Source organism: Bradyrhizobium ferriligni (assembly GCF_056837965.1).
Map to the genome: position 1 here is coordinate 81,944 of NZ_JBXEJO010000009.1, position 15,009 is coordinate 96,952.

At 59.9% G+C, this 15,009-nt stretch carries 17 protein-coding genes; 11 read left to right on the top strand and 6 right to left on the bottom strand.

Translation table 11 applies throughout. From position 1 onward, the window contains the following. Window positions 1-107 precede the first annotated feature (107 nt). Both AC1VNY_RS07320 and AC1VNY_RS07325 read left to right on the top strand, forming a co-directional pair. Window positions 108-1,667 (top strand): class I adenylate-forming enzyme family protein, encoded by a 1,560-nt coding sequence (locus tag AC1VNY_RS07320; protein ID WP_482404671.1) that lies wholly within the window; start codon window positions 108-110, stop codon window positions 1,665-1,667. 11 nt (window positions 1,668-1,678) lie between these two features. After that, a complete protein-coding gene (locus AC1VNY_RS07325) occupies window positions 1,679-2,875 on the top strand; it encodes a thiolase C-terminal domain-containing protein (protein WP_482404672.1) in 1,197 nt (398 codons plus the stop codon). Window positions 2,876-3,195: 320 nt separating this feature from the next. On the opposite strand, the gene AC1VNY_RS07330 is transcribed toward AC1VNY_RS07325, so the two are convergent. After that, window positions 3,196-4,386, bottom strand: a complete 1,191-nt coding sequence (locus AC1VNY_RS07330) for a DUF932 domain-containing protein (protein WP_482404724.1) — start codon at window positions 4,384-4,386, stop codon at window positions 3,196-3,198. 610 nt (window positions 4,387-4,996) lie between these two features. Between AC1VNY_RS07330 and AC1VNY_RS07335 the strand changes: the two genes are divergently transcribed. Together AC1VNY_RS07335 and AC1VNY_RS07340 are read left to right on the top strand one after the other, a co-directional pair. Then, window positions 4,997-5,374, top strand: a complete 378-nt coding sequence (locus AC1VNY_RS07335) for an IS110 family transposase (RefSeq protein WP_482404673.1) — start codon at window positions 4,997-4,999, stop codon at window positions 5,372-5,374. A gap of 319 nt (window positions 5,375-5,693) precedes the next feature. Next, window positions 5,694-6,221 carry a transposase gene (locus tag AC1VNY_RS07340; RefSeq protein ID WP_482404674.1) on the top strand — a complete coding sequence of 176 codons (528 nt, stop codon included), beginning with the start codon at window positions 5,694-5,696 and terminating at the stop codon, window positions 6,219-6,221. 1,142 nt (window positions 6,222-7,363) lie between these two features. On the opposite strand, the gene AC1VNY_RS07345 is transcribed toward AC1VNY_RS07340, so the two are convergent. From AC1VNY_RS07345 to AC1VNY_RS07355, 3 genes are all read right to left on the bottom strand, one after another. Next, window positions 7,364-7,555 (bottom strand): hypothetical protein, encoded by a 192-nt coding sequence (locus AC1VNY_RS07345; RefSeq protein ID WP_482404675.1) that lies wholly within the window; start codon window positions 7,553-7,555, stop codon window positions 7,364-7,366. A 105-nt stretch (window positions 7,556-7,660) separates the two neighbouring features. Beyond that, on the bottom strand, window positions 7,661-8,080 hold the full coding sequence (locus tag AC1VNY_RS07350; protein WP_482404676.1) for a thermonuclease family protein: 420 nt from the start codon (window positions 8,078-8,080) through the stop codon (window positions 7,661-7,663). Between the two features lie 634 nt (window positions 8,081-8,714). Next, entirely contained in the window at window positions 8,715-8,960 is a 246-nt protein-coding gene (locus AC1VNY_RS07355; protein ID WP_209909225.1) for a LuxR C-terminal-related transcriptional regulator, read from the bottom strand. 640 nt (window positions 8,961-9,600) lie between these two features. On the opposite strand from AC1VNY_RS07355, the gene AC1VNY_RS07360 reads away from it, so the two are divergent. Together AC1VNY_RS07360 and AC1VNY_RS07365 are read left to right on the top strand one after the other, a co-directional pair. Continuing rightward, window positions 9,601-9,807: a hypothetical protein gene (locus AC1VNY_RS07360; RefSeq protein WP_370144986.1), complete on the top strand. Its 207-nt coding sequence runs from the start codon at window positions 9,601-9,603 to the stop codon at window positions 9,805-9,807. A 10-nt stretch (window positions 9,808-9,817) separates the two neighbouring features. After that, window positions 9,818-10,483: an SOS response-associated peptidase gene (locus tag AC1VNY_RS07365; protein ID WP_482404677.1), complete on the top strand. Its 666-nt coding sequence runs from the start codon at window positions 9,818-9,820 to the stop codon at window positions 10,481-10,483. 15 nt (window positions 10,484-10,498) lie between these two features. Here the strand turns inward: AC1VNY_RS07365 and AC1VNY_RS07370 are convergent, their stop codons facing one another. Further along, window positions 10,499-10,711 carry a hypothetical protein gene (locus AC1VNY_RS07370; RefSeq protein WP_080686856.1) on the bottom strand — a complete coding sequence of 71 codons (213 nt, stop codon included), beginning with the start codon at window positions 10,709-10,711 and terminating at the stop codon, window positions 10,499-10,501. A gap of 344 nt (window positions 10,712-11,055) precedes the next feature. Here AC1VNY_RS07370 and AC1VNY_RS07375 point away from each other — a divergent pair, with 344 nt between their 5' ends. Both AC1VNY_RS07375 and AC1VNY_RS07380 read left to right on the top strand, forming a co-directional pair. Continuing rightward, complete coding sequence (locus AC1VNY_RS07375; RefSeq protein WP_482404678.1) at window positions 11,056-11,946, top strand: 3'-5' exonuclease; 891 nt, start codon at window positions 11,056-11,058, stop codon at window positions 11,944-11,946. Between the two features lie 171 nt (window positions 11,947-12,117). Further along, window positions 12,118-12,342, top strand: coding sequence for a hypothetical protein (locus AC1VNY_RS07380; protein WP_482404679.1), 225 nt, complete (start codon window positions 12,118-12,120; stop codon window positions 12,340-12,342). Between the two features lie 29 nt (window positions 12,343-12,371). On the opposite strand, the gene AC1VNY_RS07385 is transcribed toward AC1VNY_RS07380, so the two are convergent. Continuing rightward, window positions 12,372-12,704 (bottom strand): hypothetical protein, encoded by a 333-nt coding sequence (locus AC1VNY_RS07385; RefSeq protein ID WP_482404680.1) that lies wholly within the window; start codon window positions 12,702-12,704, stop codon window positions 12,372-12,374. Between the two features lie 252 nt (window positions 12,705-12,956). Between AC1VNY_RS07385 and AC1VNY_RS07390 the strand changes: the two genes are divergently transcribed. The 3 genes from AC1VNY_RS07390 (at window position 12,957) to AC1VNY_RS07400 (ending at window position 15,008) form a co-directional block, all read left to right on the top strand. Next, window positions 12,957-13,136, top strand: a complete 180-nt coding sequence (locus tag AC1VNY_RS07390; RefSeq protein WP_482404681.1) for a hypothetical protein — start codon at window positions 12,957-12,959, stop codon at window positions 13,134-13,136. A gap of 631 nt (window positions 13,137-13,767) precedes the next feature. Next, complete coding sequence (locus tag AC1VNY_RS07395; protein WP_482404682.1) at window positions 13,768-13,980, top strand: hypothetical protein; 213 nt, start codon at window positions 13,768-13,770, stop codon at window positions 13,978-13,980. Window positions 13,981-14,276: 296 nt separating this feature from the next. Beyond that, entirely contained in the window at window positions 14,277-15,008 is a 732-nt protein-coding gene (locus AC1VNY_RS07400; RefSeq protein ID WP_482404683.1) for a TetR/AcrR family transcriptional regulator, read from the top strand. Window position 15,009: the final 1 nt, after the last annotated feature.

Consider the following 15,009-nt stretch of genomic DNA (forward strand, 5'->3'; position numbering starts at 1 on the left):
ATAGCGCGCCACCGGGCGGAAAACCCAGAGCCATGTTGACAAGTCCCCGATGGTACCAGTAAGCACAATACGGTACCAATCTTGTCGACCTTAAGCAGTGAGCTCTTATGCGAATCATCGATCACTTCGATCAGGGCGTCGCCTATCATCCCGACGAGGTCGCTTTCCACGATCTCGCAAGCGGCGAGATGTTGACATATCGAGAGGCTGATCGTCTGACGCGCCGGATCGCGGCAGCGATTCGGGAACATGGATTTGGTAAGGGCGCCAAGATCGGCATCTTGGCGCCCAATAGCAGCATTGCATTCGTGACCCTGATCGGGCTGATGCGCGCCGAAGCAACTTGGCTTCCGCTCAATCCCCGCAATCCGCCAGCGGTTAACGCTGACCTTCTACGACGCTTCGATGGTGAGCTGTTGTTCTTCAGCCAGGTCCATGAGAGGGACGCACAACACATCCTTCCGGAAGTCCCTGAACTGCGCGCCACTGTCTGCCTCGACGCCGAAAGCCTACTGGGTCCTTCGCTCGATGCCTGGACGAGTCAGGAGCAGGCGAGCGATCTCACCGGCGAATACGCGCCGGATGACATGTTTGCGATCTTCCCAACAGGCGGAACAACCGGTCAGCCGAAGGGAGTGATGATCACTCACGGCAATATCGCGGCAATGTTCAGTAATTTCATGAGCCACTTCGGTTACTACGAGGGCGCGCGGCATCTTGTCGTGGCTCCGATGACGCATTCGGCCGGCATTCTCGGCTGCCTCCATTTTAGCCGGGGTGGATGCAACGTCATCATGGCAAAGGCTGATGCCGGCGCCATTCTCGAGGCGATTCAAGAACACCGCATCACCCATCTCTTCCTTCCGCCGACGGTGCTCTACATGGTGCTGGCTCACCCCGACCTTGGCCGGCACGACTATGGATCGCTGCGGCATCTGCTGGTGGCAGCGGCGCCCTCCTCGCTTGAGAAACTGAAGGAAGCCATAGGAGCATTCGGGCCGGTGTTGTCGGAAACGTTCGGTCAGGCCGAATGTCCGGCTGCGATCTGCCTCAAGGCGCCATGGGACTATCTGGGCGCCGGAGGTGAAATCGACATCGACCGCCTGCACAGTGTCGGACGACCCGGCGTATGGAACAGGGTCGCCATTCTCGACGACGCTGGAGCAGAGTTGCCGCGCGGGAGAGCCGGTGAAATCTGCGTGCGCGGGCCCCTGGTTACGCCCGGCTATTACAACGACGCTGAGTCGACTGCAGTTATCCGCCGGTTTGGCTGGCATCACACCGGCGATATCGGGGTGATGGACGAGCAAGGCTATGTCACGATCGTCGACCGCAAGAAGGACATGATCATTTCGGGCGGCTTCAACATCTTTCCCAACGAGATTGAGCAGGTCCTGACCGCTCATCCGGCCGTGCAAGACTGTTCGGTCATCGGAGTACCGGACGACAAGTGGGGCGAGGCCGTGAAGGCTGTGGTTCAGCTCAAGCCTGCTGCCAAAGCAACGGAAGCGGAGCTGATCGCCCTGGTCAAACAAAGCCTTGGGGGCGTCAAGGCGCCCAAGAGCGTGGATTTTGTCGAGGACCTGCCGCGCAGCGCGGCCGGGAAGGTGCTCAAGACCGAGCTGAGGGCAACCTATTGGCACGGGCGGACACGCGCAGTGAATTGAGGTGGAGCAGCATGGCTGATGTCCTGATCGCGGGGGTTGGCATGATCCCCTTCGCCAAGCCCGGTCAAAATCAAAGTTACGATCTTATGGGTGCCGGAGCCGCGCGCGCAGCTCTGGACGATGCTGGTATCGTATATGCCGACCTTGAACGGGCCTATGCGGGTTACGTATACGGTGACAGCTGCGCCGGCCAAGCTGCGCTCGGTCACCTGGGCGCAACAGGGATCCCGATCATCAACGTGAACAATAACTGCGCCAGCGGCTCGACCGCATTTGCGCTTGCGGTCGAGACGATCCGCAATCAGCCGGACGCATGCATCCTGGCACTGGGGTTTGAGCAAATGGCCCCCGGCGCACTGGACGTGGTATTCGGTGATCGACCCAATCCGGTTGGCCCGCACCTGGCCCGTGTGGCGGAAATGATGGACCTGACCGTCGATGATCGTGCAAAACCGCCGGCGATCCAGCTCTTTGGTTGTCAGGTCGAATTGCTGCAGCAGCGTTGCGGCGTCGACGATCGAGCCCTGGCCAAGATTGCGGTTAAGGCACGCTGTCACGCCGCAGCCAATCCATACGCCTTGTTTCGAACACCGTTACAGGAAGATGACGTCTTGGCGAGCCCTTTGCTCTTTCGAGGCCTGCGCAAGCTGTTCGCTTGTCCGCCAAGCTGTGGCGCGGCGGCCGCAGTCCTATGCGGGCCAAGGTTCGCAGCGCGGCACGGCTTGCAGAGAAATGTGCGCGTTATCGGATCTGGGTGGATAAGCGATCGCACTGAACATTTTTCGGGCGATCCATTGGATCTTATGTTCCGTGCGCTCGGTCGGGACGCTGCAGATAAGGCCTATGAGAATGCCGGGGTCGGACCGAAGGACATCGACGTCGTCGAGCTGCACGACTGCTTCACCAGCAACGAGGCGCTGATGTATTCAGCGCTTGGCTTTTGCTCCGAAGGCGAGATCGAACGATTCATCATCGAAGGCCGGGGCAGCTATGGAGGAAACATTGTCGTAAATCCGTCCGGCGGCCTGCTGTCCAAGGGCCATCCGCTCGGGGCTACAGGACTGGCCCAGATCGCGGAACTCACATGGCAGCTTCGCGGCATCGCTGGTCGGCGCCAGGTTGAAGGAGCTCGCACCGGGCTGCAACAAAACGCCGGCTTGGGCAGCGCGGGTTTCGTGCATATCCTGCAGAACTCTTCGCAGGTGTGATCTGCACAGCTGACTCATCATCAGCGACCACGGTGCAACTTCCATCCGCCGAACGTCTCCGTGGTGAAATGCTCCGCGAGACAACGCCGTCCGATGGCCTCTGGGCAGCCGATCTTCTCAAGCGCCAAACATGAGCCATGGTCGATGGATAACCTGGGCCCGATAGTGCGGCACTGTTGGCGGCGAGCCGGGCCGAAGGCCGGGCGAGCGTCGGGCGCGGAGGACACGTCATCGTCGTCGATCCGGCTTGCCGAAATCGGCGACGATGCACCAGGCCGACAAGGCCACGCAACCGGCAACTGGTTGCGCAGCTCATGTCGTCAAATTGCGCGTTCCATCAGGCGCCTTGCCTTGCCCTCCAGTTCAAGCCGAGCATCCTGATGCGCCTTGCCGCGGGCAAGCGCGGTGATGCCCTGCACAAAATCAAAGATACTTTCCGGCTTGCGATTTTCTTCGTCGAGGGCGGTCTCGATGATTTTCGAGATTTCGGATCTGGAAAACCCGCCTCTGCGCAGAAAGCTCGCCCGGTCCTCGTCAGTGCGAGCAACAATCCGCTCCCGGGCCGCCCTGATCCCTGCGACGAAGGGCGCGGGCGACGAATTGGCAAAGTTCGTCAGCGCGGGTGCCGCTTCACGCGCAAAGCGTTGCGCGGCGAATTTCGAATGCCGGATCGTGATTTCCTCGAAATTCTCCACGCCCCATAGATTGCGGTTCATGCAGACGGCGCGGAGATAGAAGCTTGCAATCCCGAGCGTCTTGCTGCCGACTTCACTGTTCCAGCAATAGAATCCCCGGAAGTACAAATCCGGCGATCCGTCCGCTAAACGCCCCGCCTCGATCGGGTTGGTGTCGTCGACCAGGAATAGGAACACGTCGCGGTCGCTGGCGTAGAGCGTCGTCGTGTCCCTGGTCACGTCTACAAAGGGATTATGGGTCATGGTCGCCCAATCCAGCACGCCCGGCACCTTCCACCGCGTATCGCCTGTGCCGTTACCTGCGATCGTCATCACCGCGGCGACAAGTTCGTGGTCCCAGATCCGGCCATAGTCCGGCCCGGTCACAGCACGAAGCTCGACGCATCCGCTGTTGCTCTCCAAGGTTTTCACGAGCTCGGCGCGGTGCGAGAGCAAGCCGTGTTGCAGGTTGATCGCGGACAGCGCCGCAGGAAGCTGCCGCAGATAGGACGTCGGCGCACCAACGAGCGTGCACAACTGACCAAAGCTCCAATGCGTCGGTGTCACCGCCCCGTCGCGTCCTGGCACGGTCAGGGCCAGCCGCCCCGAAATATCCGGGCTCGCCTCCACCTGGATGGCCCGGGTCTCCACCGTCCGCGCCTGCGCGCGTTCGGCGCGGCCCCGCACGACCTCATAGAGGTTCGGCAAATTTAGAAACCGTTCGTCATCCGGGCGCGCAAACCATTCGGACGATACGCGGCCAATCCGCTGGCCGCGCGATACGTCCACGCGGAAGCCGCCTGACGTAGACTGTTCGCTCTGGGAAAGGTTCAGCATGTTCACGGTCATTCTCCTGAGGGACTGAGGTTGAAGCGCAGCGCTGCGCTGCAACCCTGCCCGTCGGCGAGACCGGGGGTAGCAAGTGCCAGGGCGACCCGAGTGGAGGGGGTTCGCCCGCCCGAACAGGGCCGCTCGCAAGAGCGGGTCTGCACAAGCGCATCTCACGTCGTCCAAGGTCGGCAAATGAGCAAAGCGCGGAAGACCGGGGAGACCTCTCGGGTCGGCGCCGGCATAGCCGGCGCTCTACCCTGGCGCGCGCGAGGGGCGGAGCCCCTTCCCTCTCATCGATGAGAACGCTGGACAGCTCGGCAGAGGTTGGGACTCAAGGTGAGTGTGAGAAAGCCAAGAAAGGCAGCCGCCGACGGGCCAGTGATAGCGACGCGGGCATGCAATGGCCGCGGGCCCCGAGGCGACTGCAGTCGCAAGACCGGTCAACAAGGTACCCGAACACGGGACAGTGATAACGACGCCGGCATGCCAAGACGGCGGGGCCCGCGGGCGAGTGCCTCCGGCGAGCGACACATGATGGCGCGCGAGCTGGGGTAATCCGATCCCAGCCTTCGCTACCTTGGTCTGGGACTGATTCGGCCCAGCAAGGAGACGCAAAATGGCTTTGTTCGTCGGACTTGATGCTTCTCTGAAAACAACTTCGATCTGTGTCGTGGAAGCAGACGGCTCGCCGGTATGGGAAGGTAAGACCGAGAGTGAGCCGACCGCACTCGTCAAAGTCTTGGTCGGATGGCGCCAGAGAATCGCGCTGGTCGTTACTGAGGCCTGCCCTTTGTCAGAATGGCTTTACGGCGCACTGCTCGAGAGCGGCTTTCAGATTGTGTGTATAGAAACGCGGCACGCTCAGCGTTTTCTGTCCTCTCGGCCTAACAAGACGGATCGTAGCGATGCGCGTGGCATTGCCGAGATGATGAGGCTTGGCCACTACCGGGCGGTGCACGTCAAGAGTAAGGCTTCGCAGATCCTGAGAGCCTGACCGAAAATGAAATCGAGTCATTTCAACATCTTGCGGCGGGCATCATCGGAACAGAAACCTCAGATCGCTGTTGCGAAAGCGCTTAATTCGTAGAGGATTCCGATCGGGAGGAATCTATTACCTCCTAAGAGCCCGACACCGCGTCCCTTGATTTTCAAAGACTTATTTTGAGTCAGACTCTGAGGACGACTTTGATTGCCCGTCGAAAGTTCGTCGATCACATGCTGGCGATCGAAGACACCATTCGCGGCTTGTTAAAGGTGCATGGCCTCAAGCTGGGCTTTTGCATCGGGCCCGCTTCGCCGCCAAGGTCGAAGCCATGCTCGCTGATGCACCAGAGTTGCGATCGGCGATCGAGCCCTTACTCGACGTGCGTAACGCTATGCGAGCGAAAAAAGCTCTGTTGGATCGTCAGCTTTCGCAAATAGCACGCAAAGATGAGGTCTGTAGACGTTTGATGACAGTCTCGGGCGTAGGGCCAATCGTAAGCTTGTCGTTCAAGGCGACGATTGACGATCCTGGGCGGTTCAAGGACTCGAGGGCCGTAGCGGCGCACTTGGGACTGACGCCTCGTGTCGATCAGTCTGGCGAGATCGACCGGTCTGGCAATATCAGCAAATGCGGTGACAAGCTGATGCGCCACGCTCTATACGAAGCGGCAAACTCGCATCTTCGGATCGCGAAGAAATGGTCCGTTCTGCGCGCGTGGGGCATGAAGCTCGCCAAACGCATAGGGGCGAAGAAAGCATGCGTGGCGGTAGCCAGAAAGCTGGCTATTATGCACTGTATGTGGGTGACTGGCACAGACTTCCGCTTCGGCCAGCCATCGGCTTCGAGCGCAACTTAAGAATCGTTCCGGCGTAGCCATCTGCTCTGCCGAGGACGTGGGGAAGGTCAGTCCGTTTCGATCCCTGTGCGTTTCAGCACGCGCTGTGAGCTTGGACGACCTCGCCTCGCCGGACCCCATTATGGAGCGCACCTTTTTGGTCGACTCCGAACAAAAGCGCGGACCAGGCAGAAGCAGTAAGCGGCAACGATCGTCACCCAATGGGCGGAGACCCTTCGCGGATCCGGTCGCAGGCGCACGCCTACGAGTAGAGCGTGACCGGCCGAAGGCAGGGGCCGGAATCGAAATTATGGATTAGCAAGGCCCGTCGCCCCCATCGTTGAGGAGATAGTCTGGACACACCGGCTCAGCCCGCCGCGCGAGACGATGCGTTCCCTGCAAGCGAACCCGCCTAGTCGACCGCTTGTTGGACGGTAGACCGTGAGATTGGGGCGCGGGGAACGATTTGACGTTACCCTTCCAACAGTCGCGAAACCGATCATGCCTTGCGTCTCGATCTCGCTGGTCGCGATTGTTTGCTCTCTATACGGAGTCGATGCTCGGGGTTGGGTCGACACTCCGAGACGGAACGGTGCAGCTCATTTTGATCCCACAGCGTAGTGCCAGGGATTGGGTCTCCGAGCAGCCCGGTCCGACACAAACGACGGAACTCCGCTAACGTTTTGGCACCAACGTAAGCGGCCGCCTCGGCTTCAGTGAGAGCGCCTTCACGCCGGAGAATTTTCTCTCGCATCGCTTTGGGTAAACGGGTCATTGGTGCATGGCCAGGAAGCAGTTGCTTATGTTCTCGATCTGCGATGGCTCCAAGGATAGTACATGGGGAGCGATCGAGTGAATATAGGCGACTGATCACGCGTCGTCGCACGATCGGCATGGCGCTCGCAATGCACGCGATCGGAGCAAACGCACTTGGTCGACCCGGACGTATGCCTTGGGGATCAAAATGAGACCGCAACATTTGAGGCGGAGGTGACCGCTTACCTCAAAACGAGACACCGTTGCCTTAAAATGGCTTGACCTTCCAGTTCGGATTACAGAAGGGATCAAAGCCGGATGGCCGAGCCGCCACGCGGCTCGGTTCACGAGGGCCCGCCGCGGCGAAGCCGCACGCGCGCAAACTAAATCCTGAGAAGACGCGGGGTTCAGGGAAACCGGATTTCCTCCCGAGCCTTGGTTTCCGCGTCATAGATTCTCACCTGAAGCCTTGGAAAACGCTTCTTGAGCTCTTCGCCACCTGCCCTGGCGCCGGCCTGGGTTGAGAATTCGACTTTCAACCGGCCATCCACTTCGAGCCCGTAACCCGAAGTTGGCAATTTAGGAGTGGCTGCAACCATGTCGTCCCCGTTGTGCAGTGAAGGCAATCGAGGGCGATTTGGTAACGTGAGTCGCCCAAACCAGGCTAGCGTCACTTCCGCCAACAACCGGATTGTCCGCCTGTATCAAGGATGCGCGTTCGCATCGTCCAAGCAGGAGGACGGCTTACCATTCGCCCGGATGCAGGCGCGATAGAGCCACGGCTCCACATAGCTCCCCTTCCAGATACCTCGACCGGCGCGCTCTGCGTCCTGCTGAGCTGCGTCATATCTGCCCTTCGAGTATCGAGGCCAATCCAGTGCAAGGCCACTGCGCACAAGCCATTCCCCGAGATCGGCACCGCCGACCGAACAGGTCCCCACCGTCCGACCATATGGATCGAGGTTGAGCGGTATGCAGTCGACCGATCGTCGGCCGATAAAGGCGTCGAGGTCGTTTGCCGCCTGCGCGCCACAGCGATACTGAAGACTTGTCGTCGCCGCGGCAGAACTGGCTGCTCTCCGGCGCGTCAATTCCCCGGAGACGGATGCGCTCGTCGCGTTCATCGTCAGCTTAGGCTGGCTTCTGATCGACTGAACTGTCGTACCTCATGGATGTGGTCTCAGCGCTCTCCCGGGCGCTGGGGCCTTTTCTTTCGGCGACATCTCGTCACCGGGATTCTACGGAATCCACCTCAACGTCATTGGGCGCTAATTTTGCTCTTGCCGGGGCTAGATTTCATTCCGAAGCAATTTTCAAATTTCCGGTAGAGGGGCCGTCTCGCGACACGGCCCCTTTTCATTTGGCCCTCGCTGGGGCGTTTCTTCGGTGCAAGAAAAAGCCTGCCATCGCGGCGGGCTTTCGGATTAGGGGGCTTTCTTTAGCCTGTGGTTGCTTGGGTCCGTGCCATCGATGATGGCGCTGCCGGAGCTGTGCCCTGTATGCACCACCCAGAAATCTCTGTGACTCGGGTATCAGTCGGCAACCCAAGCATCTTGACCCGCTCGACGGCCTCCTTAAGGCGGATTGCGGGGTATTCCGGGCTGCGGGCTCGCGCCATGGTGGCGTCGACGTGCCCTTTCTCTTAAGGGCGTCGCTCGTGGTATGACCGGATCAGACGAAGAGGCCGCCAACTGAGGCGGCCTTACTATTGAGCGGCCCCAGCAACTTTGGGGGCATGGGGGCCGTTGCTGGGGCCATCTACCGAGCCCGATGCTCCGAGCCAGGTTTGTGAAAGGCTACTGCTGGCCAACCAGCCAATCTTTTCGCTGCGTCCACGATCTGAGTTTGAGAGTGGATTTCTAGCTTCCTAAGCAAGCGAAGGCGCTGAACCGATACCTGCGCTTCGGTGCCGCCGATCTGCACGGCAATCTCAGCATCGCGCCGCCCGAGAGCCATGCGTCTCAGGAGCTTCTTTTCACGCGGGCTCAGTATCAGCGCCGTCACGGCGCGAACATCACTATGCCGACGATGATGAGTGGACTTAGTCCGAACAGAACAATGCAAGCGCCTTTAAGTATGTCACTGCCCATGACACAACCCCTACGGTTGGGGTTGAAACCCTATTCCTGAATGCCGGATGGCCGCTAGTGCAATTTGTGCCATGGCAAGCGCCGTGGAGTGGTAAATAGCTGGTTCTCGGAGCATGTTAGCCTTTATGAGACCGTGGCTAAAAATGGCGCTGATGGTTTTCGGCTTGTGCACAGGCTGGATGATCGTTGGTCTTTTGACCGTCGACGACGATGACGAATTCCACCAAGTCATCGCGGTATACAAACCGCGCTAACTGGGAGACTGGCACTCCGTTCACCCACGGAGAACCCCGGACACCGTCGCTGTTCCGCTCGTTGAGCTAAATCAAGAACGGATGGCGTCCCAGGGAAACTGATGGGGCCAGAACATCCAATGGCGCTCTCGGTGGTCCTATTGAGAACAGCGGCCAAGCTACGGCTTCCGTTCGCTTAATCCGAACTAGGACACTCCCAAAATCAACTTAGGACACCGGGGCTTAAATACGGACAGCTTGACTCCATGAGAACAAAATAAGAACATGAGTCATCGACGGTCAACCCGGAAACAAGACCAAATGTCCTCGGTTTCCAAGCCGAACGAACAGGACGATGGACTTGAGGCTGCCGTCGATCAGGCGATCGCTGTTTGCGGCGGCGATCTGCGCGCAACCATTCGTGCCCAGATCGTTGCGAACAATTTCCTGGAAGCCGAGATTGTAGAATTGAGAAAGGCAGTTTCGCACGCCTTCACGCGGGGGCGGTTTCGGACCCACACGAGATAGACGACGCCGGATGTGCAATCTCTATTCGATCACGACCAACCAGGCGGCGATCGCCGGCCTGTTCAGGCACATGAATCGCTATGTCGGCAATCTTGCGCCGATGCCCGGTGTGTTTCCAGACTACCCCGCACCGGTGATCCGCAATGCCAGCGACGCCGCGGAAATGATGCTGATGCGCTGGGGCATGCCTCCTCCACCCAAGACCGGGGGGCCGCCGGTGACCAACATCCGCAACACCTCCTCGCCGCACTGGCGCGGCTGGCTGAAGCCGGAGCATCGCAGTCTCGTGCCGGCGAACAGTTTCGCGGAGTACGCCCCCGAGCCAAATCCCGAGACCAAGAAGAAAGACGTCGTCTGGTTCGCGCTCGAGCAAAGCCGGCCGCTGTTCTGTTTCGCCGGGATCTGGACCGAGTTCAGAGGCGACCGCGGCACCAAGTCGAAGCCGATCCCCGGCCCTCACCTCGTCTTCGGCTTCCTGACGACGTCGCCCAATGCGATTGTCGAGCCGATCCATCCAAAGGCAATGCCTGTCATCCTGACCACCGCGGAGCAGCGTGATGTCTGGATGCGCGCTTCCTGGGATGAGGCGAAGGCGCTGCAGCGCCCCCTGCCCGATGATCTGCTGCAGATCGTAATGCGTGGCCCTGATAAGGAGGACGTCACGGCCGCCCCTTGAACTCCGGACCGCAGGTCAGCCACCGCCGCTGCGGCTCTTGATCCACAGGGCCATTGCACCGACCAGAGCCGTCAACACCCCGCTCCACCAGATCGAGCGCGGCCGCGCCGCGCTGATCGAACTGAGGTACAGAAATGCTCCGAGCACGACACCATAATGCTTGCGAAACTCGCCGCTTCTGCGAGCGATTTCAACGAGGTCCGAAGACCTGACTTGCGGATCTGCCATCACGACCACCTAACCGTCCGAAGGCACCATGATAAAAGTGAGTTGGGTGTTTCGTCGAGTCATATTTCGTCTTTTCCGAATTATGTGATCGAGGCGCGCCCGGTTGCTGCGCGAGGGATCGAGGCAGCGAGGCCGTGACGCGAAGCGTCACGGTCACGAGACCCCGCCCGCATCCGCCGGCGCTCAAAACTGCTCCATCACCAGGCCAATTTCACGCAAGGCCTTCTCTTTGTCGGGTGCCGGCAGTGAGCCAGGACCTATCCACAGGCGCAACGATGCCGGTTCCGGCTTGATCGGGTAAGCTTGCCCGCCGCCACAAGGCCCGACCCCGATCACGCTCGATAATGACCGTTCAACCGACCCTCGCCGAGATCGCCGCCATGCTGGAACAGTCGCCCGACTACCGGGTGCTGCGACGGCTGGTTCCACGCGTCGAATTCACGCCACACGAACAGCCAGAGAAGGTCGCGATCCTGCTCGACGTCGAAACCACCGGCCTCGATACCGCCAAGGACGAGATCATCGAGCTCGGGATGGTCAAGTTCAGCTATCTTGCCGACGGCAGGATCGGCCGGGTCATCGACACCCTTAGCAGCTTCAACCAACCGTCGATCGCAATTCCCGCCGAGATCACCGCGCTGACCGGCATCACCGATGAGACGGTTGCTGGTCACAGTCTCGATGAGGACCGTATCAACGCGTTTGCTTCCGAGGCGGTCATCGTCATCGCGCACAATGCCGGTTTCGATCGCAAGTTCATGGAGCGTTACGCGTCTTTGTTCGTGCACAAGGCCTGGGCCTGCTCGGTCAGCGAGGTCGAATGGCGCAGCCACGGCTTCGAGGGATCGCGCCTGTCCTATCTTTTGATGAAAGCCGGGCTGTTTCATGAGGCGCACCGGGCGGTCGACGATTGCCAGGCACTGCTCGAGATCCTGGCGATGGCCCTGCCCGAGCTCAATCGCACCGTGCTCTCGGTGCTGCTCGAGCGCGCCCGCCGCAAGACGATCAGGGTCTGGGCCGAGGAGTCGCCCTTTGAGCTCAAGGACGAGCTCAAGCGGCGCGGCTACCGCTGGAGCGATGGTGCCGATGGCCGGCCGCGATCCTGGTACATCGACGTCGACGATGGCAATCAGGCTGCCGAAATCGAATATCTCCAGGAGGCGATTTATCAACGAGACGTCGAGATCCGGATCCAGACACTCACAGCGTTCGACCGATTTTCCATACGGGTCTAAGGACCAACTGTAGCTTTCACTGGATTCCAACGTACGGCCGACGAATGCTCCTGCCGGCCACCTCCGGAATTGCCCGCTGGCCTCGATCCTGCCGCTAGTCATTCATGAACAATTAGGCCAAAATTACCGGACGCAAGGCGGCAATCGCCCGCACCCCTGTTGGCGATGAACATGCACAATCCTTGTCGCGCTCTTTGTTTGCTGACGGTGTTCAACGCGCTGCCGGCCGCATCTGCCCTCACCTTGGAAAATATCAAGGCAAGGCTTGAAGCAGCTGGCTATTCGCAAATCCGCGAAGTGCCATCTGGCAAGATCAAGGCGTTCAAGGCCACACGGGATGGGAAGGAACGGTCCATTCTCGTCGACAGCACCGGCCATATCCAGGAATTGCAATAGAGTCCTTGAGGCTCGAACCGCAATGGGGATCACCCGCGCAGCTGCAACGAGATCTCGGTGCTCGTGAACGTCCTCTCGGGTGTCAGCACCACCATGTCTACGACGGTCATCGAGCCCGGGTGGCTGTACACATATTTGACGTGCCAAGGCGACCCGACCTCGGGTGAGATAACAAAATCTCCGGATTCGAGCGCGCGGGCGATCGTTCTGACTGCCACACTATTCTTTATCGGGAGGGAGAAAACTGTGTCGACAAGCGTCGCAAGGGTTACCCCATCAGCAAGGAAGGCGCGAGCAACGTTGTCCCCGTGCGCCTCCCGGAGGGCCGACACGATTGCGGCGACGGCTTCTGGGTTGTTCACTCTGCACGCCTTGCTGAACTATGAGACGGTCAAAGGTAACCGGGCTTAACCGGTGACCTCATCCTCTTATAGGCCAGGAGCCCTTCCGTTGGTAACTCAAAGCGGACCGCCTTCACCCAATCCGGAGCCCGCCCTTCGGCTCGATTCTGAAAAAACGCCCTTGCCGCCAGCAGGAGGCGTGAACATCTATCATGTCGAGCAACGCAATATCCCTGAATGGCGTTCATCGTTGGCGCGGGAGCGTTTGACCGCGTGTTCGCCGGCATCCGCTTTGCGGAGATCGACGGGCATCTTCTGTATGTCTACGCAAGAGACGAATCGAGCGCAGCCGAAATCGAGGACAATTTCGCCCTGCCGATCGCAATCGTTGCGTCGCAGATCGTCGGCCGGGAAATCAATGTCGTTGTCGTGCTACCGAAGGTCCTCCAGTGAGGGGCCCGCCAAGCGCCTGTTAGGCTTCTGCCGCCGCTGTCGGATCGCCGCATACTGCACTTGTCCCAGCCACGTCTCGTTCGACGGCCAGAACACCGTATTGATCCGGATTTCGGGAGAGGCAGGACGGCCGTAATACAATCCCTGCCGATGTTATCGTAACTTGCAGAGCATTTTTCACCTTTCGAGTTTTTACAGGCCCATTGCAGCCGGCCGGAAAGGACCGCCCCTTGGACGGTCCTTTTCGATTCCACGGTCCGTTTCAGCGGTCATTGCGGGGATTCACTTTTGACGAAGGAGCAACTCGCTCGAGACGCGGCAGACATCTTCCGCCTGCTACGGGCGTTCCGCGCGATCAAGGATCGAGCCGCACGGCGAAACGTTGTCGAGGCTGTCGAGGCAATGGCCGAACGTCGCGCAGCCGACAAGGCCCTCGACGACAAAGGCGGAAACCCTCATGCTTGAGCGACGTGCAATCTCTACAACATCACGCCCAACCGAGCTGCGATCCTCAACCTATTTGTAGTGGTCAAGCGGTACGTTGGCAATCTTGCGACTATCCTCGGCGTCTTCCACGATTACCTGGCTGGCCGTAGTTTGCAACGCCGGTGCCGAACCCAAGATGTTACTCATGCGCTGGGGACACCCCGCCGCCGCGCATGGACGGCTCGTGACGAACACCGGCAATGACTCCTTGCCGCACTGGCGCGCTTGGTTGAAGCTGGAGCACCGGTGCTTAATGCGCTTCAATGGCTTTGCCGAATCTACGCCAGCATCGAACCCGGAGACGAAGAAAAAGGAGGTCCATGCCTCACATAAGGAATTGGCCATCACCACGGGATGATGAAAAGCCGATCTTAAGGTGAGTGACAGCGTTGAACTCAGCTGAAAGTGAAAGAGGCGGCGACAGAAACGCCGCTTAGCCAGGAATGACTTCTCAACTCCCGCGGCATCGGCGGTTGTGCCGAATGTCGCCTGCCGCCTGCCAAGCGAGCCGCCGCCGCCACGCGGCTTGCGGGCCCTGTGTTTTGATGCCGTCAGCTACCATCGGGGTGTTACCAGCCGGATATTGCCATGCTCCGCGGAATCTGCTTCGACAGCGATCATTGGTTGCACGAGCCGGCAGCCTGGTAGGTCGACATGGAGCTTGCGGCAAGCATGAGAGTGCGGTCATCCTCGCGTTCCGGTGACCGGTCTGGCCCGAGGCCGGCGACGCGCCGGCCGAAAGCCCCGTCCGCAAGCCGCGGGCGCAAGGCCGAAGCCGACAAAGGCTCTGCGGCCGCAACGCCCAAGTCCGAGCGGTCGCGGGATCTCATCCTGCATTCCGCGGCCCAGCTGTTTCGCCGCCAGGGGTTTTCGGCAACGACGCTGCGCCAGATCGCAGCCAGGGCCAAGATCAAGGCTGGTAGCATTTACTACCATTTCGACTCCAAGGAGCAGATTCTCGACGAGGTGCTGGACCGCGGCCTCCGCCACGTATTCGAGACGGTGAAGAACTCGGTCGAGCGCGCCGGAAAAGTATCGCACCGGCGCAAGATCGGTCTTGCGATCGAGGCCCACCTCGTTGCGCTCCTCGAGACGAGCGACTTCACTTCAGCCAACATTCGAATCTACGGGCAATTGCCGGAGCAACTGAAGAAGCCGCACCGGCCGCTGCGGCGCGCATACGCAGAATATTGGGACCAGCTCTTCATCGATGCCCGGCGCGCCGGCGAGATCCGCGCCGACATGGAGGTGGTGCCATTGCGTATGTTCGTAATCGGCGCTCTCAACTGGACAATCGAATGGTTCAGGCTGGAAAACAGGGATGCCGTGCTTGAATTGGCCCGTCGCACGGAGACGCTGATCTTCGAAGGCGTCAATAAGCCCTGAT

Bases quoted from the DNA above. Each gene is read 5' to 3' on its own strand.
- AC1VNY_RS07320 (WP_482404671.1), top strand. From the start codon at position 108: ATGCGAATCATCGATCACTTCGATCAGGGCGTCGCCTATCATCCCGAC.
- AC1VNY_RS07325 (WP_482404672.1), top strand. From the start codon at position 1,679: ATGGCTGATGTCCTGATCGCGGGGGTTGGCATGATCCCCTTCGCCAAG.
- AC1VNY_RS07330 (WP_482404724.1), bottom strand. From the start codon at position 4,386: ATGCTGAACCTTTCCCAGAGCGAACAGTCTACGTCAGGCGGCTTCCGC.
- AC1VNY_RS07335 (WP_482404673.1), top strand. From the start codon at position 4,997: ATGGCTTTGTTCGTCGGACTTGATGCTTCTCTGAAAACAACTTCGATC.
- AC1VNY_RS07340 (WP_482404674.1), top strand. From the start codon at position 5,694: ATGCTCGCTGATGCACCAGAGTTGCGATCGGCGATCGAGCCCTTACTC.
- AC1VNY_RS07345 (WP_482404675.1), bottom strand. From the start codon at position 7,555: ATGGTTGCAGCCACTCCTAAATTGCCAACTTCGGGTTACGGGCTCGAA.
- AC1VNY_RS07350 (WP_482404676.1), bottom strand. From the start codon at position 8,080: ATGAACGCGACGAGCGCATCCGTCTCCGGGGAATTGACGCGCCGGAGA.
- AC1VNY_RS07360 (WP_370144986.1), top strand. From the start codon at position 9,601: ATGTCCTCGGTTTCCAAGCCGAACGAACAGGACGATGGACTTGAGGCT.
- AC1VNY_RS07365 (WP_482404677.1), top strand. From the start codon at position 9,818: ATGTGCAATCTCTATTCGATCACGACCAACCAGGCGGCGATCGCCGGC.
- AC1VNY_RS07370 (WP_080686856.1), bottom strand. From the start codon at position 10,711: ATGGCAGATCCGCAAGTCAGGTCTTCGGACCTCGTTGAAATCGCTCGC.
- AC1VNY_RS07375 (WP_482404678.1), top strand. From the start codon at position 11,056: ATGACCGTTCAACCGACCCTCGCCGAGATCGCCGCCATGCTGGAACAG.
- AC1VNY_RS07380 (WP_482404679.1), top strand. From the start codon at position 12,118: ATGCACAATCCTTGTCGCGCTCTTTGTTTGCTGACGGTGTTCAACGCG.
- AC1VNY_RS07395 (WP_482404682.1), top strand. From the start codon at position 13,768: ATGCGCTGGGGACACCCCGCCGCCGCGCATGGACGGCTCGTGACGAAC.
- AC1VNY_RS07400 (WP_482404683.1), top strand. From the start codon at position 14,277: ATGGAGCTTGCGGCAAGCATGAGAGTGCGGTCATCCTCGCGTTCCGGT.